Below are 22,826 nucleotides of genomic sequence, written 5' to 3' on the forward strand. Positions count from 1 at the left end.
TCAGACTCAATTTCCATGTCAAAACTTAAACCTTTACCACTTTTAATAGAAGATAGCATCATTTATAACTTGGGAAACGTTTAGTACTTTTGATGCTGGAATTAAGGTGTAATAAAAAGAAGTACCATGGGCAAAAAAACAGTTTCACTCGTGCTTTCAAGTGGTGGTGCCCGAGGATTGGCACATATCGGGGTGATCGAGGCATTGGAGGAGGAGGGCTATACCATCAATGCCATTGCTGGCTGTTCCATGGGGGCATTGATCGGGGGAATTTATGCCCGCGGTAAGCTTCAGGCATACAAGGATTGGATCTGCCATTTGGATAGGATCGATGTGTTTTCATTAATGGATTTCACGATTTCCACCCGTGGTTTTATCAAGGGAAATAAAGTTTTCCAAGCGGTGGAAGCACTGGTGGGCGATGAGCTGATCGAAAACCTGCCCATCCCCTTTGCTTGCAATGCGGTCAACATTTTGTCTGGTGAGGAAGTCACTTTCAGCCAAGGGAGTTTGTTTCAGGCGATTCGTGCCTCCGCAGCAATTCCGACGGTTTTTAAGCCCTATATGATCGGTCACGAGGAGTTTGTGGACGGTGCTCTACTGAACCCCATTCCGGTTGATTTGGCCAAGGACTATGAAAGTGATCTGCTGATCGCTTCCGATGTCAACGCACCCGTTGCCTGCCTGGTCCGAGAGCATCAGGCCCAAAAAGATGGCAAACCACTGATCACCGTACCACAATGGGTCACGGAATACCGCACAAAAATGAGCAAATTTTTTCCCCAAGAACGGAAAGAAAAACCCAAAAGCCCTAGCTTCCTGGATCTGATGAACCTATCCTTTGAGATGATGCAGGACCGGCTTTCTGATTATATCCTTCAGGCGCATACCGTGGATGCGGTGGTACAAATGTCCAGGAGGCAATGCGGCACCTTTGAATTTTACAGGGCCAAGGAAATTATCGAAGTGGGCAAAGACCTTACCCATGCCACCCTAAAGCAGCTCGATCCATGAACATTTCTTCCTTGAATAAATTGTTTGGAAACATCGACATTTACCTGTTGGATCAAATTCTAAAAGGCAGGTTCACTAAAAAAATGAGGGTACTCGATGCAGGTTGCGGAGAAGGCCGCAACCTGATCTATTTTATACATGAAGGCTTCCAAGTTTTTGGTGTGGACCAAAATCCTTCCGCTATCCAGATGGCACGGGTTTATGCCAGAACCATTGACCGGGAATACGACCCCTTGCGGTTGCAGGTGGCTCCTGTGGAGGACATGCCTTTTCACCAAGGGGCATTTCAGGCGGTGATCAGTTCGGCTGTTTTACACTTTGCCAGGGATACCGCCCATTTTTATGCGATGTTTGATGAGATGATGCGTGTTTTGGCGCCTGGAGGCAAATTGTTTTTGCGGATGACCACAGGTTTTGGAGGCATGGAGGCCGCCAGTGAATCCCTTGGAGAGGGTACTTTCAGGTTGTTGGACGGATCTACGCGCTTTTTGCTAACTGAAAAATTGCTCAAAGAAGTCATGAAGAAGTATCGATTAAGGTACTTGGAACCTCCTAAATCCGTTTTGGTTCACGATCTTCGGGCCATGGGCGTATTGATGATGGAGAAGGACGGGTAATATTTAGAAAACCATGGATTTCGGATGTTTGGTGGATAGTTCTTCCCATTATGGCCAGTAAAATAAAATTTCCAGAAAAATCCTCCTAAGATCTGCATACATCAACGTAATTTGCGGTGGAGATGTGACAGGTTTGGCACCGTTGGGTGAACACGGAAAACAATCACATTTACTGAAAAAACATAGCTACCCTATGATGGATTTACAATTTATATTCGAATTGGTCGGCACCTACTTCTTTGCGGTTTCGGGAGCATTGGCAGTTCATGACCGGGAGCACGATGTGTTTGGGGCCGGCTTTACGGGCTTCATCACGGCCATCGGTGGGGGCACCTTGCGGGATGTACTATTGGACAGCTATCCATTGGTGTGGATCGCTGACGTTAGTTACTTGTATGCCATTTTTGCGGGGATTCTTACAGCCATACTATTTTTCAAAATCATGTCTAAGCTCCGAAAGACGCTATTTCTATTTGACACTTTGGGTATAGCCTTGTTTTCGGTATTGGGTGCCGAAAAGGCCCTTAGCTTAGGCATGAGACCTGAAATCGCAGCCATGATGGGGATGTTTTCGGCCGTAATGGGCGGTGTGATCAGGGACATGCTGTGCAATGCCACGCCTATTTTGCTCAAAAAGGAAATTTATGCCACCGCCTGTCTCAGTGGGGCGATATTGGTGATTGTCCTTCAGAACTTGGGCGTAGAACGTAATACTAATTTGATTATTTCCTTTCTATTGGTGGTCACCATCCGATTGGTAGCGGTAAGGTTTAAGCTAAGCCTACCGCAGTTGGATTGGAAGAAATAATTCCAATTTTCTTAGCGCCTTTGTGCCTTAGTGGCGGAATATTAAGGCCACGAAGCCACCAAGTTCTCTTGGAGGGATTCTATGGGGATGTTATGGCCAATCCTTACTCCTTTGCGCCTTTGCGCCTTAGTGGCTAAAGTTTGAGGCCACGAAGGCGCTATCCCTCGGCAGAAAATCCTATTCTCCCAATACCATGGAAATCACTGAAGAAAAGTGTAATTTTAGACATTCGAACGTTCAACCTAAAATCCCAAATATGGCATCGAAAGATTATATCCAGCAAAATCAGGATAAATTCATTGAAGAACTTTTGGAACTCCTCCGTATTCCTTCCGTGAGTGCAGATCCGAAATTCAAGGAAGATGTACTGAAAGCTGCAGAATATGTTAAAAACAGCCTGGCTCAAGCAGGAGCGGACAAGGTCGAAATCTGCCCTACCCCCGGCTATCCTGTGGTTTATGGAGAGAAAATAATCGATCCGGCCTTGCCAACGGTGTTGGTGTATGGCCACTATGATGTGCAGCCAGCCGATCCTTATGAGCTGTGGGAGTCGGCACCTTTTGAGCCGGTGATCAAAAAGACAGACCTTCACCCGGAGGGGGCGATCTTTGCCCGTGGCTCGGCCGATGACAAAGGGCAGTTTTTTATGCATGTGAAAGCCTTTGAAGCCATGATGGCGGAAGGCGATCTGACCTGCAACGTGAAGTTTATGATCGAGGGAGAAGAGGAAGTTGGCTCCGATAATTTGGCGAATTTCATCAAGGAAAATAAAGAAAAACTACAATCGGATGTGGTGCTGATCTCCGATACCAGCATGCTGTCCCTGGAAACGCCTTCCGTGACCGTCGGTCTTCGAGGGCTTGCCTATATGCAGGTGGAAGTGACCGGCCCAAACCGTGACCTGCACAGTGGCACCTATGGTGGAGCAGTGGCCAATCCCATCAATATCCTCTGCAAGATAATTGCCCAGCTTCAGGATGAAGACAAAAGAATCACCGTTCCCGGCTTTTATGACAAGGTGGAGGAGCTTTCAGCGGAGTACCGTAAAAAGCTGAACGAAGCGCCTTTTGACCTCCATGATTATAAGCGTAAATTGGCCATCAAAGAAGTGGAAGGGGAAGCAGGCTTCACCACCTTGGAGCGAACAGGCATTCGGCCAACCTTGGATGTCAATGGTATCTGGGGAGGGTATATCGGAGAGGGCGCCAAAACTGTCCTCCCTTCAAAAGCCTATGCCAAAATCTCCATGAGACTAGTGCCCCACCAAGATCATCATGAAATTTCGGAGCTCTTCCAGCAGCACTTTGAGTCACTGGCACCGGATTCGGTGAAGGTAAAGGTGACGCCTCACCATGGAGGCAAACCGGCAGTAGTGCCTACTTCATCGGTAGGGTACAAAGCTGCTGAAGCGGCTGTGCAAGAAGTTTTTGGCAAAAAAGCCATTCCTACCCGAGAAGGGGGGTCAGTACCTATCACTTCCCTTTTCCAGGAAGAACTTAAGCTTGATCCTATTCTTTTGGGCTTTGGGCTGGACACCGATGCGATCCATTCCCCCAATGAGCATTACGGGGTCAAAAACTACCTGTTGGGAATCGAAACCATCGCAGCTTTCTTTAAACATTTCAGAAAACTGTCCCAAAAATAAAACCTTGATTGACCTTTCCCAGTAAACCACAAAAAGCAAGTGCTTAGATTTGGAGTTTTGCCCTAAAACTCCCTAATGAGCAGCTTAAGTTTTTGTGGTTTATTGGTTTTATATGAAACCCTTGATGCACAAAGGTAGTTTTAACAGTTAGTTATGAAGAGTCTAAAAAAATCCCTCCCGTTTGTATTGCTGTTTTGTCTGACGAGCTTGGTTACTTTTGCCCAGCTGATACAGCCCCCAAAATGGCAGATGAGCCTTTCCGATCCAACGCCATTTGTGGATGATGAGGTCGAGCTTATTTTCAAAGCAGACATTCCGCGGGATTGGTACATTTATTCCAATGATTTTGATCCGGATTTGGGGCCAATGCTGACGGAATTGAGCCTGGAAGGATCAGAGGGAATTGAGCCAATAGGGAATCTCAAGCCCATCGACCCCAAACGGAAAATGGATGAAACCTGGGATGGTGAAGTCAGCTATTTTACGGGTACGGCTGAATTTAGGCAGAAGGTAAAAATCACCAAAACCGCTGTCGAGGTCGTCGGGATAATGACCTATCAAATGTGCTCAGATGTCACTGGCCAATGCGTGCCTTATGAAGAGGATTTTTCCCAATCGGTCAATGCTTCCATCAAGAAAGAAGCCGTCCCGGATACGGATGAAGTAGAAGAAAAAAAGGCACCAAGTGCTGCAGACACTTCATCACCTGCCTCGGGGACAGCAGTTTCCGCTGCAGCGCCTCCGGAGGAGAAAACGGAAGCGGATTCGTCAGATGATGTCAAGCCAAAAGCGACTACTACGCCTGAAAAGACCGGTACTAAAGTGCCTGAGGTGGACCTTTCACCAGAAGGAAAGCAGGGAGATGCCACCTCCATGTGGCCGTTTGTGATTGCAGCGTTTTTAGGCGGCTTGGCGGCATTGCTGACCCCATGTGTCTTTCCCATGATCCCGATGACGGTGACTTTCTTTACAGGAAGAAGTAAAAACAAAGCCCAGGGAATCAGAAATGCCTTTATCTACGGGCTGAGCATCATCGTCATTTATACGCTGGCAGGAACCATTGTGGCGGCCGTCCAGGGTCCGGAGTTTGCCAATTGGCTTTCTACGCATTGGTTGCCCAATATCTTTTTCTTCTTGGTGTTTATTTTCTTTGCGTTGGCCTTTTTGGGCTTGTTCGAAATTACATTGCCCAGTGGCTTGGTCAATAAGATGGACGCCAAAGCAGACAAAGGAGGCCTTACTGGGGTGTTCTTCATGGCATTTACCTTGGTATTGGTATCTTTTTCCTGCACGGGGCCGATTGTGGGATCGATCTTGATCGAATCTGCCGGGGGAGAGATCCTGAAGCCTATACTGGGCATGTTTGCCTTTTCGTTGGCTTTTGCGATCCCTTTTACGCTTTTTGCGATATTCCCAGAGTGGCTCAATGGACTGCCCAAGTCTGGAGGATGGCTGAATTCTGTGAAAGTGGTGCTGGGATTTTTGGAGCTGGCATTGGCCTTCAAATTCCTGAGTGTGGCTGATCAGGTGTACCACTGGGGACTGCTGGACCGTGACATTTACATTGCCATCTGGATCGTGATTTTTGCGCTGATGGGACTGTACCTACTCGGAAAGATCCGGTTGCCACATGATTCTCCCATGGAAAAACTGGGGGTTCCTCGCCTGTTGCTGGCCACGGTGACCTTCATCTTTGTGGTGTATTTGGTGCCAGGTTTATTTGGCGCTCCGCTCAAATCCCTAAGTGGCTACCTGCCTCCGATCCACACGCACGATTTCAATATCGAAAAGCTGATCCGTGAAAACCGTGGCGGGGCAGTCACTGTCCAGCAAGAAATGACAGAAGTACCCCAGCACGGAGAGCTCTTGCATTGGCCACATGGACTGCAGGGGTACTTTGATTATGATCAAGCGCTGAGGGTAGCCAAGAAGGAAAATAAGCCACTTTTTATTGACTTTACCGGTCACGGCTGTGTCAACTGCCGGGAGATGGAAGCCAAAGTCTGGTCACAACCTGAAGTACTGGAGCGGCTTAAGCAAGACTTTGTACTGGTGGCCCTTTATGTGGACGAGCGTACCGAACTTCCTGAGGAAGATTGGTACACCTCTGCTTACGATGATAAAGTGAAGAAAACCATTGGCAAGCAAAATGCGGATTTCCAGATTACGCGGTTCAACAATAATGCACAGCCTTATTATGTGATATTGGACCATGACGAGGAGATGCTCGTCAGACCAAAAGCGTACGACACCGATCCACAAAATTTCGTGGAGTTTCTGGACAAGGCAAAAGCGGCGTTTGACGAAGGCGCTTGAGCATAGATGGGGTACCAGAAAGTATTCAATTTGCTTAAAAAAATAGCCTTGCCGCTTGCATTATGAGGGAGCAACTTGCCTACCAGTAGAAGGTAGGCAAGCTGTCCCTGATAGCTTTCATTTTTGGGTTTTACAACCTTTTGGGGCATCTTGAGATGCGATTTTCTCTTAATTCACTAGGGGAATTACCATTAATTGTTATTTTTTAGGTAAATGGGGCGTTTAATCAGGTTTACGCATTAGGATTGAAGCTAAGTTATTCAGGATTGAGCAGCCCTTGAAATGAAGTCAATATGGACCTATACAAGTTTCATACATCCAATCCTGCTATTTTTCAGCAATTTTCCATTAAGGACATTCTATTCCTTTATTACAATTGTCCCCAAAAGGAAAAAATAGTCCAACTGCATTCATCATTTAATCAATTTGTTTTTTCACTTAGCGGAGGAAGGATTTTTCATCAAGGAGAGCTGACCTACCATGTAAACAAGCATTCAGGATATTTATTGCGGAGGGCAGGCTTTCTTCAAGAAATGAACGATGATATAAAAGGTTGGAAATTACTGGCTTTTTATTTGAAGGACGATTACCTGAAGAAGATCTTCGATGAATTTCGGGAGCACTTGCCCTTAAGGGATTTGCCACCGGTACCCAAAGAGATGATGATTCCGATGAGCATAAACGATCGTATCCGAGATTGTTATTTCAGCCTTATTCCGTACTTTAAGCAGAAGACATCGCTCCCTGAAGAAATCCTCGAAATCAAATTAAAGGAACTCCTCTATAATGTATTTATTCACCCCGATAATTTGCAATTGCTTTCCTATATCAACAGCCTGGCGGATGGGTATGAAACGCCCATTTGGGAAGTCATGGAAGCGAATTACATGTATTCCCTTAACCTGTCAGAATATGCCCATCTGACCAATCGAAGCCTATCTACTTTTAAGCGGGACTTTGCCGAATATTATGGTACTACGCCCGGAAAATGGCTTTCAGCAAAACGGATGGAAAGGGCCAAAAGATTAATTGATACCACTCAGAAACCTATAGGTGAAATAGCTTTTGAGAATGGGTTTAATAATCTTTCCCATTTTAGTCGGGTATTCAAAGATAAGTATGGCGTATCACCAACTTTGTACAGAAAGTAAACATCTTGAACGTTTAAGAAAAGACTTTGATTTTTAGGTGTTTTACCTTTAGGAGGTAATCAATTTTTAACCAAAAATAACACCATTATGAAAGTTTTAATGCTATCCATCCTGTTTTGCTTGTGTACCTTGGCTACCTATGGCCAGGACCATAAAGAAGATCGTAAGGTTTTGATCGATAATGAAAAAGTGAAAGTTGTCGAATTTGCAGGTGAACCTGATAAGGACGTTTGCGGAGCGGGCATGCATCATCATGATGCACATTTAACCGTTGCGCTTACCGATGCGCATGTTTTAATTACCTCTCCGGAGGGTGAAGAGCAAACAGCTGAAATATCCAAAGGGGCAGCCATTTGGTTTGAGGAGGGAACACATAAGGCCGTTAACGTAGGGAATGAAGAAAGTAAACTATTGTTGGTTTATTTGAAAGAGTAATTTAATTTGGGTTTGCCCAGCATCCTTTATGGAGTAGGCAATGCAATTAAGTTAACTGAATAGCAATGCCGGACTAGGTTGGGCAAACCTTTATTTACTTCGCTTAAATTAACCATACTTTTTCAGCTCAAAGGAAAATGTCCCCTGGCCATGGTTAATCAGAAGTTGACGATCACCAAAAGGGTCAACCCTGCAATGATCACCCATAAGATACTCGCTTGTCCGAGTACACGTACCCCCCCTGCAAACAACAGATTTTTGGACAGTCCACAGCCGATAAGGAAGATGGACAGGCAAAGTGCCATATGCGACAAATGGTGAATGAGCGTGACCATCCAGTTTGCCATCGGCAGGTAACTGTTTGCCAAAATAGCCAAGATAAAAAAACCGATAAAGTAAGGTATTTTGATGTTTTCTTTTCCCTTTCCAAAGGTCATTGCAGCCACAAAAGCAACAGGAATAATCCATAAGGCTCGCGCCAGTTTTACCGTGGTAGCAATATTGAGGGCTTCCTTTCCGTATTGGCTGGCGGCACCCACCACGGAGCTGGTGTCATGAATGGCGATGGCGCACCAAGTGCCAAACTGCTCGGCACTCAATCCAAGGAACTTCCCTATCGGTGGAAAGATAAACAGTGCTACCGAATTAAGGACAAAGACGGCACCTAAGGCCATAGAAATCTGATGCTGCCGTGCCTTGATGGCAGGAGATACCGCTGCGATGGCACTGCCTCCACAGATAGCGGTACCTACAGCAACCAAGAAGCCTGTTTTTTGCTCTATTTTGAGGAGTTTACCTAGGATCACCCCAAGTCCCAAGGTGCCAAAAATAGCAACCATGGTCATTACGAATCCTGCTTTTCCAGCTTGAAAAGCTTGTTCTGCACCGATGCCAAAACCAAGCCCTACTACCGCAAATTGTAGCAGATAGTCTGTTGCTTTGGTCCTTGATGTGGCGTAGGGCGTGCCGAGGAGATTGGCAAATACCAAACCCATTAACAAGGCTAGAGGAGCGGTGACACCCGGAAAAAGGCATACCAACAATGCCAACCAAAATAGGATTTCTCTAATGGTCAGTCCATGATCCAGCAGCTGCTGGATATTGCTGAATTTAAAGAAAATGGTCTTTGTTTTTCCCATGTCCATAACTGCTGATTTGAATAATACAAAAATGCAGGAAAATATGAAGCAAGGGAAATCGTATTTTGCAATGACCGATTACCTAGGGTTATGACGGTGGGCGAATTTCATAAAAAGATCCGCTATTCCTTCTTTGGCACCGTGAGGCTGAATAAACAAAAATGAACGCTCTATGGTTAGTTGGTCCACATCGATGACAGTGAATTTTTTACTGTTCAGCTCTTCCAAGACGGTAAAAACTGATAGAAAGGCCATGGCATTGGAATTCATCAGGTAACCTTTGATGCTTTCAGTGCTCCCGAGCTGCATCTCTTTTTTAAGCTGGCCCAGCTTTACGCCCAGTGGTTTGAGGGCATGGGCAATTACTTCCAAGGTTCCAGACCCCGGCTCTCTGAGCAGCAGCGGGACGTCAAGCAGCTCTTGGATTTCGATGGATTCTCTTTTGGCCAAAGGGTGGTCTGCCCGTGCAATAAGCAAGATTTCGTCCTTGGTAAATTCTGTGTATTTAAACTGGGACTGCTTGGTCTGACCTTCGATGATCCCCAAGTCGATTTCTCCCATATCCAGTGATTTGCCGATTTGTTCGGTATTATCCGTGCTTAGGCTTAACCTGATATCCTGGAATTTTTCGTGAAACGCCGCCAAAATAGCCGGCAGTACATATTGGGCGATGGTCGTGCTGGCACCTATTCGTAGCTCACCGCGGTGGTCTTTGCTAAAATGGTTCATTTCAAATTCCAAATCCCGATAAACGGCAAAAATCCGATCTGCATGCTCATAAAGTGTTTGTCCTGCAGGCGTGAGGGATATTTTGCTGCCCTGTCGGTCAAAAAGTTTTACCTGATAGTGCGATTCTATCTGCCGGATATGTTTGGTCACTGCAGGTTGGGAAATGTAGAGTTCTTCGGCAGCTTTGGTGAAGTTCAGTCGCTTGGCGACGGTATGGAAAACCTGAAGTCTAAAATCAAACATGATGAGGAATCGTTAGGGCTTTTCTTTGGGGGTGTCGCATTGGGCTCAATCTGCGGGAAGTTTGATATGGTATTCCCGGCCTTTTCTTACGGTGAGTTTTGGTGTTCGGAGCCAAGGATTGTAAATCTTTAGCTGTTTGTAATTGGTGCCGTTTTTAATGGCCCATTCGGCCAGGTCCTTTTGGGTATTTTTGATAACCAGTGTTTTCAACGCCGGCATATGGTAATAATCCTCCTCCTCAAGATGAAAACCGTATTTTTCAGGATGCTCGAATATCTCTTTAAACGCCAGCACCCTAAACATGTACCGGCCTGTTTCTTTATTAAGCAATAGCTCATAATAATCCGGCTGCTGCTGGTCGTTCATTCTTCTGCGTAATCCCGTCTGGCCAATATTGTAGCTGGCCGCTACACTGGTCCATTTTCCAAACTTGGCATAGGATTGTTGCAGGTATTTGCACGCTGCATGCGTGGCTTTTTCGAAGTCGTAGCGTTCATCTACCTCACGGTTGACTTCTAGGCCATAATCCTTGGCCGTACCTTCCATAAATTGCCAAAATCCGCGTGCTCCAGCCGGAGAGACTACATTTTGAAGGCCCGATTCGATCATTGCCACATATTTAAAATCCTCCGGGATGTTATATTCGGCAAGGATCTTTTCGATCGTGGGGAGGTATTTTGCAGAGCGCTTCATCATCAGGAGCATGTTTGATTCCCAAAAAGCATTTACATATACCTCACGCTCAAATCGCTCTTTGATATCCATTCTATCCAATGGCACCCGCTCTCCGGCAAACGCCAACTTTTCTGGTAGATCGAAGAGCTTTACCCGCGGTTCTTTTTCATCCTCCCCTTGGCTTGATGAAACACTTCGCTGGAAGAAACCTCTTGGGCGATCTTGCGAGGAAGCACCCTCTTGACCCGATGCCGAACCGTTTTGATTGAGGAAGAATAAAACAAAAAGTACGGCCACCAGACCGTACAGGATAATTGCATGAATGTTTTTCACAACTAGAAATTTGGAGAGAGTAAATATTTGTTGTAGAACTCATCGATAGCTTCCACGGCTTCGGTCGCAGTGTCCACTACCGAAAACAGATCCATGTCCTCTGGGCTGATATTGATGTGTCGTTCCAGCATAATGGTTTTGATCCAGTCGATCAGCCCTTCCCAAAACTCCTTCCCTACAAGGATAATCGGAAACTTTCCTGTTTTCTTGGTCTGCACCAAGGTCAATGCTTCAAAAAGCTCGTCCATGGTACCGAACCCTCCCGGTAAAACGATAAATCCTTGGGCATATTTTACAAACATCACTTTGCGGACAAAGAAGTAATCAAAGGTGATCAATTTGTCCTGATCTATGTACATGTTGTTAAATTGCTCAAAGGGCAACTGGATATTAAGGCCTACGGATTTTCCCTTTTCGGAATGGGCTCCTTTGTTTCCGGCTTCCATGATACCGGGGCCACCACCGGTGATCACTCCATAGCCGTGCCTTACCAGTTTGGCGGCAATCTCTTCGGCGATTTTATAGTACTTGTTATCCTGTGGCGTGCGGGCTGAACCAAAGATGGATACGCACGGCCCTATCTTTGCCAGTTTCTCAAATCCCTCCACAAACTCCGACATTACCTTGAAAATCACCCAAGAGTTGGCACTCTTGATCTCACTCCAGTCTTTCTCTTTAAAAGCCTTGCGGATTCTTTCTTCTTCTAAGTTGTTTTTTTCTGACTTTTCGCTCATAACTTTTGGACTGATGTTAAAAAACTAATACGATAATAACTGCTAAAAGTGGCTACTTTCAGGTATTAAAGTTAACTTTTTTGATGATAAATAGAAAACGGACTGGGCATTTATCCACAAGCAAGCAACAAAAACACTACACAAACCCCTTGTATTCAACACATAATACCAGCCTCCGATATTTAGGGACAATGATAAACTGGTGTACAAATAAATTTTACAAAAAAGCAGGTCCAGAGAAAATTAACTGTTGCAAATCATCCACCATTCGTGTACTTTCGTGCGCTTTTATGTACATGCATGAATCTAATAGAAAAATCCCTCGCTGTCAATGAACTTTTCAAAGACTTAGCGATAGAAACGCAGCAGTTTAATGAGCAGAGCCACTTAAAATGCCTCTCCGGCTGTGGAAAATGCTGCGCTAATCCAAGCGTGCCGGCCACTGTATTGGAATTTTTGCCCCTGGCTTTTGAGTTTTATCACAGCGGCCTGGCCGAAGGGATCCTTGCCCAGCTTGAGGCTGCTGGCGAAGACAGCTATTGTATCGTACTAAACCAAATGACCATAGCAGGCCGCGGTGGCTTGTGTAGTCACTACTCCCATCGTGGCCTTATATGTCGGCTTTTTGGTAGCTCAGCCAGACGTAATAGAGAGGGCAAAAAAGAACTGATCACCTGTAAGCTGATCAAAGAGGATCAAAGCAAGCAGTATCAAATCGTGAGTGCTGCTATCCAAAATGGACTGGAAATACCCGGTAGTGCGGACTACTATACCCGCCTGTTTGCGATCGATTTCCACCTTGCTGAACAGCAATATCCCATTAATTTGGCCATCAGAAAAGCCTTGGAAGCTGTCTTTTCCTTCTATTATTACATCGAAGGAGAGGCAGTATAAATTTTTAAAGCATGGTTTTTGATGTATATTGTATTGAATTTATCGCACAGAAATTATTTTTCATTATAACCGAACTATGATGCTAAACTTCTCTGAAATAATCAATACAGTGAAAAAACTCATCGAAGTAAAGATCCAGATGCTCAAAAGGGACCTGCAGGATGAACTTTCTGCCGTCATCACACGGGTGGCCATTCTTTCCATGATGGTGATTGTATCGGTATTGATCTTGCTTTTTGGAAGCATTGCCCTTGCCTTTTATTTTGCGGAGCTCACCTATTCCAATTCCTTGGGTTTTCTTTATGTAGGCCTGATATATTTGGCTGTACTGATTTTCCTTTACATCATCAAAGACTCCAAGGGAATCCAAAAGAATGTGGGTATGGTGCTGAACACATTCCTATTCTTTCGCAAAAAAAACAGTGGTGACAATGAGTAAATTAGATCTTAAAAAACAGGAAGAGGAGCTTGAAAAACAACTGGATCAACAGCTCGGGCTCTTAAAGCAGGAATCTACCTCTTGGGCAAAGGTCGGTGGTGCGGTTTTGGCCGGCAGCATGCTGGTTTATGGTACGAAAAAACTATTCAAGGGCAAAAAAAAGAAGCCTAAAAAGGCCTCCAAAAAATCCAAACAAGCCCAGCAGGACGGTGCTGATTATGTTACTAAACCTAAGCCCAAAAAATCATCATTGGCCGGAAGCCTGGGAAAGCGCCTGTTTATGGTCGCCTTATCTCTGGGCCAGGCCAAATTGGTCGATGTACTTTCCAAGCAAGCAAGTGATGCCAAGAAAAAATAAGCCTGTAATCGCCACTGCATTAAAAGAACTTCGTCGGAATGGGGCGAAAGGGGTGGCGCTGCTGATCGATCCTGAAAAGTGTGAAGATACAGAAATGCTGGATCATTTGGTCAAATTGGCTGCCAGCCATAAGGTGGACTTTATCTTTCTTGGCGGAAGCCTAATCGATGACAATAACATGGATTTCATTATCCAAAGGATCAAGCGTCTTTCCAAAAAGACCCCATTAGTATTGTTCCCGGGAAATGCCATCCAGGTAACCGACAAAGCGGATGGTATATTATTTTTGTCTTTGATATCGGGGAGAAACCCCGAGCTGCTGATAGGGCAGCAGGTGACTGCTGCTCCGTTATTGGAAAAGTCATCTCTCGAAGTGCTCCCCACAGGATACATGCTGGTCAATGACGGCCAAATCACCAGTGCCAGCTATATTAGCCAGACCATCCCACTGCCCAATGATAAGCCTGCCCTAGCAGTAGCAACCGCCTTGGCAGGGCAATATTTGGGAATGCAGTATCTTTTCCTGGATGCTGGAAGTGGTGCCAAGGTACCGGTCAGCAAAGCCGTGATCCGAGCCGTCCATAAGAAGACAGATTGTCCGTTGATAGTAGGTGGCGGGATTGATTCAGTGGATAAGGCGAGAAATGCATGGGAGGCTGGTGCGGACCTGATCGTCTTGGGCAATGGGGCAGAAAAAAACCCCGGCCTGTTGACCGAGGTGACTGACTTAGCTAATGTCTATAATTTATCACTGAACGTTAATTAGTGATTCCCTTCTTCGCATTTTGCCTGCTGGCAATCCGTACATCATTTTAAACCGTCGGCAGAAATAAGCGGTATCTTTATACCCTACCTCTTTACCAATGTCTCGAATGCTTTTCTTTGTAGTACGGAGCAATTCCACAGCAGCTTCCATACGCTGGTACTCGATGTAATCCTGCGGATTAATGCCTGTCAGCATTTTGAAGTATTGCCCTACATAGTCCTCGGAAACGTTGGCCACTTTTGCCAACACCTTGTTAGAGAGATCACCACCGATATTTTTCTTGATATAATTGAACATGTCAATCAAGCGTGGATCTTTGAAATAAGTACTGTTCGTCGACATTTCTTCCACAAACAATCGGTTTTTCAAAATATGCCTTACCAGCTCCACTACCAGTAGTTCCGTGTGGATTTTGATGACACGTTCCTTACCAGGGGTATTTTGCTCAGATTCTTTGACCACATCTTCAATAATAGATGCCAGTCGATCGTTAAACCGTATAATGAACGGTGGAATACCAAGAGAATTGAAGAAATTAACGACATCGAAGACTTTGGCCTCAAAAGTCACTAATGTGATACAATCCTCTTCGATAGATTTGATGTCTTTAAAACTTACGGATTGCAAGTGTTTCTTTTTGTTTTCCAAAAAGCTGTTGTTTGACATCTCATTTCTTTTGGTAGCTTGACCAAAGGAAACTTTACATGCTCTACCAGCTGGAATGAACAGGATTTCGCCTTCATTGACAAGTTCTTGCTCATCTCCAAACTTCAATGTTCCTTGATGTAATAGAATGACGGTGTTTTCAGGTTCCAAGTAGTCCGTCACGGTAATAGGTCGCTCTACTTTGTAGTTATTACCCCTCGTATACCGCACACCCACGGATTCTATGACTTTATTGTAATATTCCATGACAGATATTATTATGTTGTTACCTGTAAAAGTATGACTTTTTTAGTTAGAATATAATAAATTTAACGAAAAATTCAACAACAGCCGAATAATTATGTGATTTTGAAAGTTATAACGCCGTGATTTCGTTTTTGTTTTTTTATCTTAATAAGTTACGGGATATAACTATTTTTTGAATTTCACTCGTCCCTTCATATATCTGGGTGATTTTAGCATCTCTCATGAGTCGCTCTACATGATATTCTTTGACAAATCCATAACCACCATGAATTTGTACAGCCTCAATAGTAGTATCCATTGCCACTTGAGAAGCGTACAGTTTTGCCATAGCGCTGGCTTGGGCGTACGATTCCCCACGGTCTTTTAGCCAAGCTGCCTTCCACACCAGTAACCTTGCTGCTTCTATCGCTGTGGCCATATCTGCCAGTTTAAACTGGATGGCTTGGTGTTCGCTAATGGGTTTTCCAAAAGCCTTGCGCTCTTTGGAATAGGAGAGTGCCAGCTCATATGCTCCCGCAGCAATGCCCAATGCTTGCGCAGCGATGCCTATTCGTCCTCCGTCCAAGCTGTGCATGGCATAGGTAAATCCAAAACCATCCTCACCAACCCTATTTTCTTGGGGCACTTTTACGTCATTGAACATCAGCGAATGGGTATCAGAGCCTCTTATTCCCAGCTTGTCCTCTTTTTTGCCTACCTGAAATCCTTCCATGCCCTTTTCTACGATGAACGTGGAGATGCCTTTGTGTCTCAATGCTGGATTGGTCTGTGCCATCACCAAGTAAACACTAGCGGTGTTACCGTTGGTGATCCAGTTTTTGGTGCCGTTTAGGATATAATGATCCCCTTTCTTCTCGGCAGAGGTCTTTTGGGAGGTGGCGTCGGATCCTGCTTCAGGTTCCGACAGACAGAAAGCTCCCAAAATTTCCCCTGCGGCCAAAGGCTTCAGGTATTTTTCTTTTTGGGCATCCGTGCCATATGCTTCCAAGCCCCAGCAGACGAGGGAGTTATTGACAGACATGGCCACCGCTGCGGAAGCGTCAATTTTGGAGATTTCCTCCATAGCAAGCACATAAGAAATGCTGTCCATCCCTCCTCCATTGTATTCAGGCGATACCATCATGCCCAAAAATCCCAGCTCTCCCATCTTCTTTACCTGCTCATGAGGGAAGGTAGCATTAGTGTCACGGTCTATCACTCCGGGAAGCAGTTCCGTTTTCGCAAAATCCTTGGCGGCAGCTTGCACGGCCAAGTGTTCTTCAGTTAGGGTAAAATTCATACGATTTGGGTTTACATTAAATTAGCCTAGTGTCAAGTCAATGCTTAATGACGGGCAAGGCGGTAGGGGATTTTGGACTAGATCAAGTCACAAAAATCGCCCCTAGCCGTAGCCAAGGAAGTTTTTGTAACACACATATAGGCCACTCACCGGATAACACGTAGGTTTAGGTTTAACTTGACACTAGGAATATAACGTAAAAAATGATAGGTCGCAATCTGATTTCCAACATATAGCAGAGCCTGCCCGTTGCTCAAATTGGCTATTATTTGATCACCGTTTGATCCATCGAAGGGTATGGCTATTCTGATCACTTAGAATATGGATGATGTATATCCCCTTTGGTAGCCTTGTCAATTTTTCTTTCACTCGCTGGGCCGTATTATTCTTCCTGCCCTCAAGCGAAAATACCCTCATCCCTTGGGCATCATAGATCTTCCATTGGAGGTGGTTTCCCATTCTGTCCGGGATCACCAAGTGGATGTCGCCCAGGGTATGCGGATTGGGAAAAATGAGCACCTGATCAATGGGTCCGGGGGTTCTTCGCACATGAAAAACCGGTGTAAATTCCTCCTTCCCCCCGCTCGACAAACTGGCTATTTTATAATAGCAATATCCATAATTTGGTGGAGTTTCGTCCGTGAATTGGTATGTAAATTCCTGTCTAGGGATATCCTCAGCTTGGATTGTCGCGATGGGCATAAAGTTATCCACATTATGGACGGAGCGGTAGATTCTAAATGTTTTAACACTTCCGTATGCAGAGACTTCCCATTGAAGGAGATTATTTTGCCCTCGCACTTTGCCCTGATACCTTAACCAATCTACGGGCAAGACGGTGGCCACCCGCTCACTTCCGATCGTAAACTTGACATCGCTTATTTCATTGCGCCTTACCTTTCTTCTTGCCCAAAAGAAACCGTCTTCATCAAGCCCAGTTTGATGATTACCAACGGCAGGTTCATGGTCAGCGACAATTCTCAAATCATCTACATCATCTACAACCAGATCATCGGCGGAGATACGAATATTGATAACGCTGCTTCCTCCGGAAAATCCCGAGAAACTAAAATAGCTATACAGCTGGTACAATATCCAAGTCCCATCACTGTCATAAAAGTCCGCATCGTGATCGACGCCGGGAAGCTGGACATACTGAATGGTGAGGTCTTCACCGGGAGATGTATTTGGCCCAGAGAGCTGTAACAGCCGCGTCCCTCCCTCATACTTGTCCACAAAAGGAAAACTGGCATTATCGACCGTCAAGGAATGGGGAGTACTGTGGTAATGAAGGGCTTGAAGGTCATGCCATTGGCCTGTCACATATTGATATTGCCCTGATCTGGATGCATTGATGGTCATTTCATTTCCACCAAAATCCAATTCTCCCGCCTTCATGATAAAGTCCCGCAAAACCGTAAGGTCATTGTCAAAGAAAACCTTTCCGACAGACTTGTTCACTTCTAGGTCCTTTACCAGTAGCGGCATCCCTTTGATATCTTGATTTTCTAATCCTTCCAATGAAAGTGAAACCGAATTGGATTTGATATTTCCTATGCCGGTATTGATCATATCCCCAGTGAGAGTGAGTATGAATGGAAGTATTTTTTCTGCATCACCGTCAAATGTAATATCATGATAGTACACTGGCTGTTGGGCTCCAGGCATAGTGCTGTCAATAAATTGCTGGGTACCAGCAGCGCTGGCATAGTGCACTTCTCCCCATAAGTTGGTATTTGCAGCATTGATTTCTGGCTGCTGGCCATACAAAACCAACCTTCCCTGATCTTCAAGCGTGACTTCTTGGGCGGGAAGGGTAGCGGATCGCTGGGTAATTGCCTCATTGCAGTAACTCACCAAGGTGGCATTGGCCTCGATGGTCAGGCTGCCATAGGCTCCTGGCACGGCGGGATCGTTATTGAAAGAAAACGTGGAGCACGCTCCACCTGATGCTTCTTGGACGACTGTTCCCGAGGCAATCACGATCCTACTGGCCTTGATAGCTTCCTGAACCCTAAGCGTAGCTCCTGGATCGGGCGCAAAAACCACGGTATATCGGCTCCTTATGGAAAAAGCGCTCCACGCTCCTTCTTGTACAGCAATTCTCGATGCACCGCGAAACACCAACTTGCTCGCCTCACTGCTTCCGATCCAATCGATATTGTTCCAAGTTCCCGATGGTGAGCCTGGCGCGGCGCCAGAAAAAGCGTTCAAACTACCAAACAGGGATAGTTCAAACCCATTAATATTCAGCTTTTTGCCTGTTCCGGCTTCAGCATTCAAGTAGAGGGATTTGACATTTTCATTTTGGCTAAGCGTGACCTCGTGATCAAAATCCACGTAAACATCATTCGACTCATTGGGCGGCTGACTGGCAGCGCTCCAATTGCTTCCATCATAAACCTCCCAAATGGTCATTTGGTCAAAATCGCCGCTTTTAATCGTCCGATAAGCACCGACTTCCTGACCATGAGAAGGCGTGGAGAATATACCAGATACAATAAAAATTACGAATAATATCTTGTAAATTCGTTTTGGATTAATGCCAGCTTGATTGGCCTGAGATGTATGATCATCAAGTTGAAAAAAATTGAACAACATCATCCTTAAATATAAGCCTGACAATGAAGAAATCCGTCTTACTTTTTACCATTATCCTATTGGCTTTTAGCCAATTATATGCGAAAAATTATAGGGTAAGCCTCTTAACCTGTGAACCAGGCGGAGAACTTTACAGTGTTTTTGGTCATAGTGCCGTGCGGGTGACCGATAGGGAAACGGGAAGGGACCTGGTATATAACTACGGTACTTTTGACTTCAACCCCAGTTTTTACATGAAATTTGCCAGGGGGAAATTGGACTACTGGCTTTCTGTAAGTCCTTATGAAAGGTTTATAGGCCACTACAACTATCTGGGGCAGGCCGTGCATGAGCAAGTACTCAACCTCAATGAACAGCAGGCCACCAAAATGGTGGCGTTTCTTCAGGTAAATTACCAGCCAGACAACCGTTATTACCGATATGATTTTTTCTATGACAATTGTGCTACGAGGATTCGCGATATGCTGGAGACTGTGCTGGGCAAACAATTGGAGTGGAATGATCCTGTAGGAGAAGAGGAAAAAACATTCCGGGACCTAATAGATGAATACGTATATCCGCTTCCTTGGGGTGATTTAGGCATTGACCTGGCCTTGGGCAGCGTGATCGACGTAAAGGCCAGTGAGCGCGAAAAGCAGTATTTGCCTGACTATATGGAAGCGGCATTTGGCAGAGCGGAAATTGTGGGAGATGGCCCCACGCGACCACTCGTAAAAAGTCAGCGGACACTTTTGGATTTACCTCCGGTGGACGTTGCTCCCAGCTTTTTCAATCCCTATTTTCTATTTTGGGGGATTACCATTCTATTTATGGCGCTCACTTTCATCGGATTTAAAAAGAAAAGACTCTTCATAGGTTTTGACCGGACCTTCTTCGGGATATTGTCCGTGCTGGGGATTGTAGTGGTATTGCTCTGGTTTTTTACGGAGCATACAGCCACGAAGTACAATTGGAACCTGCTGTGGGCTTTTCCTGCCCATGGCTTGTTGGTATATGGACTGGGAATGAAACATCCTGCACCATGGGTAAAAAAGTATTTGTTGTTTGCACTGATCATGGCTGATGCAGCGGTGGTGTGCTGGATTTTGGGTTGGCAATCGTTCCATCCAAGTGTCCTGCCACTGATTTTGGTGGTGATCCTGCGGAGCAATTTCCTGTATTACAATTTGGAAAAGTTCAAAGCCCAAAAGCGGAAAGTCAGTGGCTAAAAAACTTTTTACCCGTCCCAAAACGTTAGTGTAAGGATACTGAAGAAATACTATGGATTTTAAGATCATCTCAGATTATAGCCCCACCGGCGACCAGCCAAATGCGATCAAAAACCTTTCCGAAGGGATTTCCAGCGGAGAGCCCTCACAGGTACTTTTGGGAGTGACAGGTTCGGGAAAGACCTTCACCGTGGCCAATGTCATCCAAGAGGTACAGCGTCCGACCTTGGTACTTTGCCATAACAAAACTTTGGCCGCACAGCTCTACGGGGAGTTTAAGCAGTTTTTTCCGGACAATGCCGTGGAGTATTTCATTTCCTATTACGATTACTATCAGCCAGAAGCCTTCATCCCCACCAGCGGCGTATATATCGAAAAGGACCTGTCCATCAATGAGGAAATCGAAAAGCTTCGTTTGAGTGCGACATCCGCTTTGCTGAGTGGACGGCGAGATGTGATCGTGGTGGCATCTGTTTCGTGTATTTATGGTATCGGTAATCCAGAGGAGTTTGGCAAGAATGTGGTGAACCTGGAAGAGGGACAGCGTATTCCTAGAAACCAATTGCTATTTCAGTTGGTGGACATCCTTTACAGTCGTGCCAATGCGGAATTTAAGCATGGTACTTTTCGGGTGAAGGGAGATACAGTGGACATCTTTGTGGCCTATGCAGACTTTGCCTATCGGATTTACTTTTGGGGGGACGAAATCGAAGGTATTCAGCGGATTGATCCCAGCACCGGCAAGCGTATCAGCAGTGAAAAGCAAATTACGATTTTCCCTGCCAACCTCTTTGTGACGGGCAGGGAAACGATCGATGTGGCCATCAAGGAGATTCAAGATGACCTGATGAGCCAAATATCTTTTTTCGAAAAGGACATGCGGCTGGAGGAAGCCAGTAGGCTCAGGGAGCGAACGGAATTTGACCTGGAGATGATCAGGGAATTGGGCTATTGCTCGGGAGTGGAAAACTACTCCCGGTATTTTGACCGGCGATCAGCAGGAGCTCGGCCTTTCTGCCTGTTGGATTACTTTCCGGATGATTATATGTTGGTGATCGATGAGAGTCACGTGACCGTTCCGCAAATACGCGCCATGTGGGGAGGTGACCGTTCCAGAAAAGTAAACCTTGTGGAATATGGTTTTCGACTGCCCTCGGCCTTGGATAACCGTCCACTTAAGTTTGACGAATTTGAGTCCCTGACCAATCAGGTCATCTATGTAAGTGCTACACCTGCCGATTATGAATTGAACCAGACCGATGGGGTAGTGGTAGAGCAGATCATCCGCCCTACCGGTCTGCTGGATCCGCTGATAGAAGTACGGCCCAGTGGAGATCAGATCGATGACCTATTGGAAGAAATTGACCAGACGATCAAAAAAGGTGATCGTATCTTGGTGACCACGCTGACCAAACGAATGGCCGAAGAGCTTAACAAATTCTTGGAAAGAGCAGGGATCAAGTCCCGCTATATTCACTCAGAGGTAAAATCCCTGGATCGTGTAGAGATTTTGCGGGAGCTACGTCTTGGAATTTTTGATGTGTTGGTGGGCGTTAACTTATTACGGGAAGGCCTGGATTTGCCTGAGGTCTCCTTGGTCGCCATTTTGGATGCAGACAAGGAAGGCTTCCTGCGAAATGAACGGAGTTTGGTGCAGACTATCGGCCGTGCAGCGCGGAATGAAAATGGCCGGGTGATCATGTATGCTGATCGAGTGACGGCATCCATGCAGCGCGCCATCGACGAGACCAAAAGGAGGAGAGGTATCCAAATGGCTTATAACGAGGAGCATGGCATTACACCCACTACCATCCTTAAATCCAAGGACAAAATCATGGGGCAAACCAAGGTGGCAGACAGTAAGAAAAACGCTAAATTCTACGATGATCATTTTACGGAAGAAAATGCCTACGCAGCAGACCCGGTGGTACAATATTTGAGCAAGGACAAGCTCGAAAAGTTGATCCCCCAAACTCAGAAGCAAATGGAAAAAGCCGCCAAAGAACTCAACTTTATGGAGGCAGCACGCTTACGCGATGAATGGCAGGGACTCAAAAAACGATTGGAAGAGCTCAAACGCATGGATGGATGAAAAAAATGATAATGCTACTTACATTCCCCTTATTTTTGTTTGGGGCAAAGATAGTTATGGCACAGCAGGCGGAAGGCAGCTATTTGGTTTCAGGGGGCTTGGATTTGGCACGTACAGATGCTCCTGGAGTAATCAAGCGCTACCAAATTGGACTGGAAGCCAACTATTTTCACTGGTATAATATTTCCTTTTCCGGAGGTTATGAGTTTAACTATGACCGGCCAAACCAAGTAACCCTCGGCGGGCGGTATTATCCACTGGAGCCTGCATTTCTACGGGTAAGGGGCCTGATTGGCAAGGACAGTGATGTTGCCCTTGGAGCAGGCTATACCGTTAACCTTTCGTACCGAGTACGACTGGAGGGAATGGTGGATTATTATGCCGTAACCAATGTGGCAGGCTTAAGGGCTGCCATTGGGATATTGATCAACTAAAACA

At 45.6% G+C, this 22,826-nt stretch carries 21 protein-coding genes; 14 read left to right on the top strand and 7 right to left on the bottom strand.

From position 1 onward, the window contains the following. Positions 1-126 precede the first annotated feature (126 nt). The 7 genes from FDP09_RS03925 to FDP09_RS03955 all read left to right on the top strand — a co-directional run bounded on the left by FDP09_RS03925 (position 127) and on the right by FDP09_RS03955 (position 7,986). A complete protein-coding gene (locus FDP09_RS03925; protein ID WP_137401402.1) occupies positions 127-1,014 on the top strand; it encodes a patatin-like phospholipase family protein in 888 nt (295 codons plus the stop codon). Further along, entirely contained in the window at positions 1,011-1,631 is a 621-nt protein-coding gene (locus tag FDP09_RS03930; protein WP_137401403.1) for a class I SAM-dependent methyltransferase, read from the top strand. The genes FDP09_RS03925 and FDP09_RS03930 overlap by 4 nt, the downstream gene beginning before the upstream one ends. A gap of 196 nt (positions 1,632-1,827) precedes the next feature. After that, on the top strand, positions 1,828-2,439 hold the full coding sequence (locus FDP09_RS03935; protein ID WP_137404934.1) for a trimeric intracellular cation channel family protein: 612 nt from the start codon (positions 1,828-1,830) through the stop codon (positions 2,437-2,439). Positions 2,440-2,695: 256 nt separating this feature from the next. Next, positions 2,696-4,084, top strand: a complete 1,389-nt coding sequence (locus tag FDP09_RS03940; RefSeq protein ID WP_137401404.1) for a dipeptidase — start codon at positions 2,696-2,698, stop codon at positions 4,082-4,084. A gap of 153 nt (positions 4,085-4,237) precedes the next feature. Continuing rightward, positions 4,238-6,400, top strand: coding sequence for a protein-disulfide reductase DsbD family protein (locus FDP09_RS03945; protein ID WP_137401405.1), 2,163 nt, complete (start codon positions 4,238-4,240; stop codon positions 6,398-6,400). A 293-nt stretch (positions 6,401-6,693) separates the two neighbouring features. Continuing rightward, complete coding sequence (locus tag FDP09_RS03950) at positions 6,694-7,551, top strand: helix-turn-helix domain-containing protein (RefSeq protein ID WP_137401406.1); 858 nt, start codon at positions 6,694-6,696, stop codon at positions 7,549-7,551. An 87-nt stretch (positions 7,552-7,638) separates the two neighbouring features. Then, positions 7,639-7,986 carry a cupin domain-containing protein gene (locus FDP09_RS03955; protein ID WP_137401407.1) on the top strand — a complete coding sequence of 116 codons (348 nt, stop codon included), beginning with the start codon at positions 7,639-7,641 and terminating at the stop codon, positions 7,984-7,986. Between the two features lie 158 nt (positions 7,987-8,144). On the opposite strand, the gene FDP09_RS03960 is transcribed toward FDP09_RS03955, so the two are convergent. The 4 genes from FDP09_RS03960 to FDP09_RS03975 all read right to left on the bottom strand — a co-directional run bounded on the left by FDP09_RS03960 (position 8,145) and on the right by FDP09_RS03975 (position 11,839). Then, positions 8,145-9,125 carry a YeiH family protein gene (locus FDP09_RS03960; RefSeq protein WP_187328789.1) on the bottom strand — a complete coding sequence of 327 codons (981 nt, stop codon included), beginning with the start codon at positions 9,123-9,125 and terminating at the stop codon, positions 8,145-8,147. A 78-nt stretch (positions 9,126-9,203) separates the two neighbouring features. After that, entirely contained in the window at positions 9,204-10,097 is an 894-nt protein-coding gene (locus FDP09_RS03965; RefSeq protein WP_137401409.1) for a LysR family transcriptional regulator, read from the bottom strand. A 45-nt stretch (positions 10,098-10,142) separates the two neighbouring features. Then, positions 10,143-11,105, bottom strand: a complete 963-nt coding sequence (locus tag FDP09_RS03970; protein WP_137401410.1) for a lytic transglycosylase domain-containing protein — start codon at positions 11,103-11,105, stop codon at positions 10,143-10,145. Positions 11,106-11,107: 2 nt separating this feature from the next. Further along, a complete protein-coding gene (locus FDP09_RS03975) occupies positions 11,108-11,839 on the bottom strand; it encodes an LOG family protein (RefSeq protein WP_137401411.1) in 732 nt (243 codons plus the stop codon). A gap of 300 nt (positions 11,840-12,139) precedes the next feature. On the opposite strand from FDP09_RS03975, the gene FDP09_RS03980 reads away from it, so the two are divergent. From FDP09_RS03980 to FDP09_RS03995, 4 genes are all read left to right on the top strand, one after another. Then, a complete protein-coding gene (locus tag FDP09_RS03980) occupies positions 12,140-12,733 on the top strand; it encodes a YkgJ family cysteine cluster protein (protein WP_137401412.1) in 594 nt (197 codons plus the stop codon). Between the two features lie 76 nt (positions 12,734-12,809). Next, the gene (locus FDP09_RS03985) at positions 12,810-13,172 is read left to right on the top strand and encodes a phage holin family protein (protein WP_137401413.1); all 363 of its coding nucleotides are present in this window, start codon (positions 12,810-12,812) and stop codon (positions 13,170-13,172) included. Beyond that, positions 13,165-13,530, top strand: coding sequence for a hypothetical protein (locus FDP09_RS03990; RefSeq protein ID WP_137401414.1), 366 nt, complete (start codon positions 13,165-13,167; stop codon positions 13,528-13,530). Before FDP09_RS03985 ends, FDP09_RS03990 begins: the two co-directional genes overlap by 8 nt. Beyond that, positions 13,514-14,296, top strand: a complete 783-nt coding sequence (locus FDP09_RS03995) for a phosphoglycerol geranylgeranyltransferase (RefSeq protein ID WP_229683391.1) — start codon at positions 13,514-13,516, stop codon at positions 14,294-14,296. Before FDP09_RS03990 ends, FDP09_RS03995 begins: the two co-directional genes overlap by 17 nt. On the opposite strand, the gene FDP09_RS04000 is transcribed toward FDP09_RS03995, so the two are convergent. From FDP09_RS04000 to FDP09_RS04010, 3 genes are all read right to left on the bottom strand, one after another. Beyond that, on the bottom strand, positions 14,279-15,208 hold the full coding sequence (locus FDP09_RS04000; RefSeq protein WP_137401416.1) for an AraC family transcriptional regulator: 930 nt from the start codon (positions 15,206-15,208) through the stop codon (positions 14,279-14,281). The genes FDP09_RS03995 and FDP09_RS04000 overlap by 18 nt on opposite strands. Before the next feature lie 139 nt (positions 15,209-15,347). Continuing rightward, entirely contained in the window at positions 15,348-16,487 is a 1,140-nt protein-coding gene (locus FDP09_RS04005) for an acyl-CoA dehydrogenase (RefSeq protein WP_137401417.1), read from the bottom strand. 273 nt (positions 16,488-16,760) lie between these two features. Next, a complete protein-coding gene (locus tag FDP09_RS04010; RefSeq protein ID WP_137401418.1) occupies positions 16,761-19,091 on the bottom strand; it encodes a T9SS type A sorting domain-containing protein in 2,331 nt (776 codons plus the stop codon). A gap of 20 nt (positions 19,092-19,111) precedes the next feature. Between FDP09_RS04010 and FDP09_RS04015 the strand changes: the two genes are divergently transcribed. From FDP09_RS04015 to FDP09_RS04025, 3 genes are read left to right on the top strand one after another with little or no spacing between them, the layout of a single operon-like run. Further along, positions 19,112-20,296, top strand: coding sequence for an Lnb N-terminal periplasmic domain-containing protein (locus tag FDP09_RS04015; protein WP_137401419.1), 1,185 nt, complete (start codon positions 19,112-19,114; stop codon positions 20,294-20,296). A 52-nt stretch (positions 20,297-20,348) separates the two neighbouring features. Continuing rightward, complete coding sequence (uvrB, locus tag FDP09_RS04020; protein WP_137401420.1) at positions 20,349-22,388, top strand: excinuclease ABC subunit UvrB; 2,040 nt, start codon at positions 20,349-20,351, stop codon at positions 22,386-22,388. Further along, positions 22,385-22,822, top strand: coding sequence for a hypothetical protein (locus FDP09_RS04025; RefSeq protein ID WP_137401421.1), 438 nt, complete (start codon positions 22,385-22,387; stop codon positions 22,820-22,822). Before uvrB ends, FDP09_RS04025 begins: the two co-directional genes overlap by 4 nt. Positions 22,823-22,826 lie beyond the last annotated feature (4 nt).

The organism is Echinicola rosea, from assembly GCF_005281475.1.
Lineage (GTDB): Bacteria > Bacteroidota > Bacteroidia > Cytophagales > Cyclobacteriaceae > Echinicola > Echinicola rosea.

Excerpts from the sequence above, each read along its gene's own strand:
- FDP09_RS03925 (WP_137401402.1), top strand. The coding sequence starts at position 127 with ATGGGCAAAAAAACAGTTTCACTCGTGCTTTCAAGTGGTGGTGCCCGA.
- FDP09_RS03930 (WP_137401403.1), top strand. The coding sequence starts at position 1,011 with ATGAACATTTCTTCCTTGAATAAATTGTTTGGAAACATCGACATTTAC.
- FDP09_RS03935 (WP_137404934.1), top strand. The coding sequence starts at position 1,828 with ATGGATTTACAATTTATATTCGAATTGGTCGGCACCTACTTCTTTGCG.
- FDP09_RS03940 (WP_137401404.1), top strand. The coding sequence starts at position 2,696 with ATGGCATCGAAAGATTATATCCAGCAAAATCAGGATAAATTCATTGAA.
- FDP09_RS03945 (WP_137401405.1), top strand. The coding sequence starts at position 4,238 with ATGAAGAGTCTAAAAAAATCCCTCCCGTTTGTATTGCTGTTTTGTCTG.
- FDP09_RS03950 (WP_137401406.1), top strand. The coding sequence starts at position 6,694 with ATGGACCTATACAAGTTTCATACATCCAATCCTGCTATTTTTCAGCAA.
- FDP09_RS03955 (WP_137401407.1), top strand. The coding sequence starts at position 7,639 with ATGAAAGTTTTAATGCTATCCATCCTGTTTTGCTTGTGTACCTTGGCT.
- FDP09_RS03960 (WP_187328789.1), bottom strand. The coding sequence starts at position 9,125 with ATGGGAAAAACAAAGACCATTTTCTTTAAATTCAGCAATATCCAGCAG.
- FDP09_RS03965 (WP_137401409.1), bottom strand. The coding sequence starts at position 10,097 with ATGTTTGATTTTAGACTTCAGGTTTTCCATACCGTCGCCAAGCGACTG.
- FDP09_RS03975 (WP_137401411.1), bottom strand. The coding sequence starts at position 11,839 with ATGAGCGAAAAGTCAGAAAAAAACAACTTAGAAGAAGAAAGAATCCGC.
- FDP09_RS03980 (WP_137401412.1), top strand. The coding sequence starts at position 12,140 with ATGAATCTAATAGAAAAATCCCTCGCTGTCAATGAACTTTTCAAAGAC.
- FDP09_RS03985 (WP_137401413.1), top strand. The coding sequence starts at position 12,810 with ATGATGCTAAACTTCTCTGAAATAATCAATACAGTGAAAAAACTCATC.
- FDP09_RS03990 (WP_137401414.1), top strand. The coding sequence starts at position 13,165 with ATGAGTAAATTAGATCTTAAAAAACAGGAAGAGGAGCTTGAAAAACAA.
- FDP09_RS03995 (WP_229683391.1), top strand. The coding sequence starts at position 13,514 with ATGCCAAGAAAAAATAAGCCTGTAATCGCCACTGCATTAAAAGAACTT.
- FDP09_RS04000 (WP_137401416.1), bottom strand. The coding sequence starts at position 15,208 with ATGGAATATTACAATAAAGTCATAGAATCCGTGGGTGTGCGGTATACG.
- FDP09_RS04005 (WP_137401417.1), bottom strand. The coding sequence starts at position 16,487 with ATGAATTTTACCCTAACTGAAGAACACTTGGCCGTGCAAGCTGCCGCC.
- FDP09_RS04010 (WP_137401418.1), bottom strand. The coding sequence starts at position 19,091 with ATGATGTTGTTCAATTTTTTTCAACTTGATGATCATACATCTCAGGCC.
- FDP09_RS04015 (WP_137401419.1), top strand. The coding sequence starts at position 19,112 with ATGAAGAAATCCGTCTTACTTTTTACCATTATCCTATTGGCTTTTAGC.
- uvrB (WP_137401420.1), top strand. The coding sequence starts at position 20,349 with ATGGATTTTAAGATCATCTCAGATTATAGCCCCACCGGCGACCAGCCA.
- FDP09_RS04025 (WP_137401421.1), top strand. The coding sequence starts at position 22,385 with ATGAAAAAAATGATAATGCTACTTACATTCCCCTTATTTTTGTTTGGG.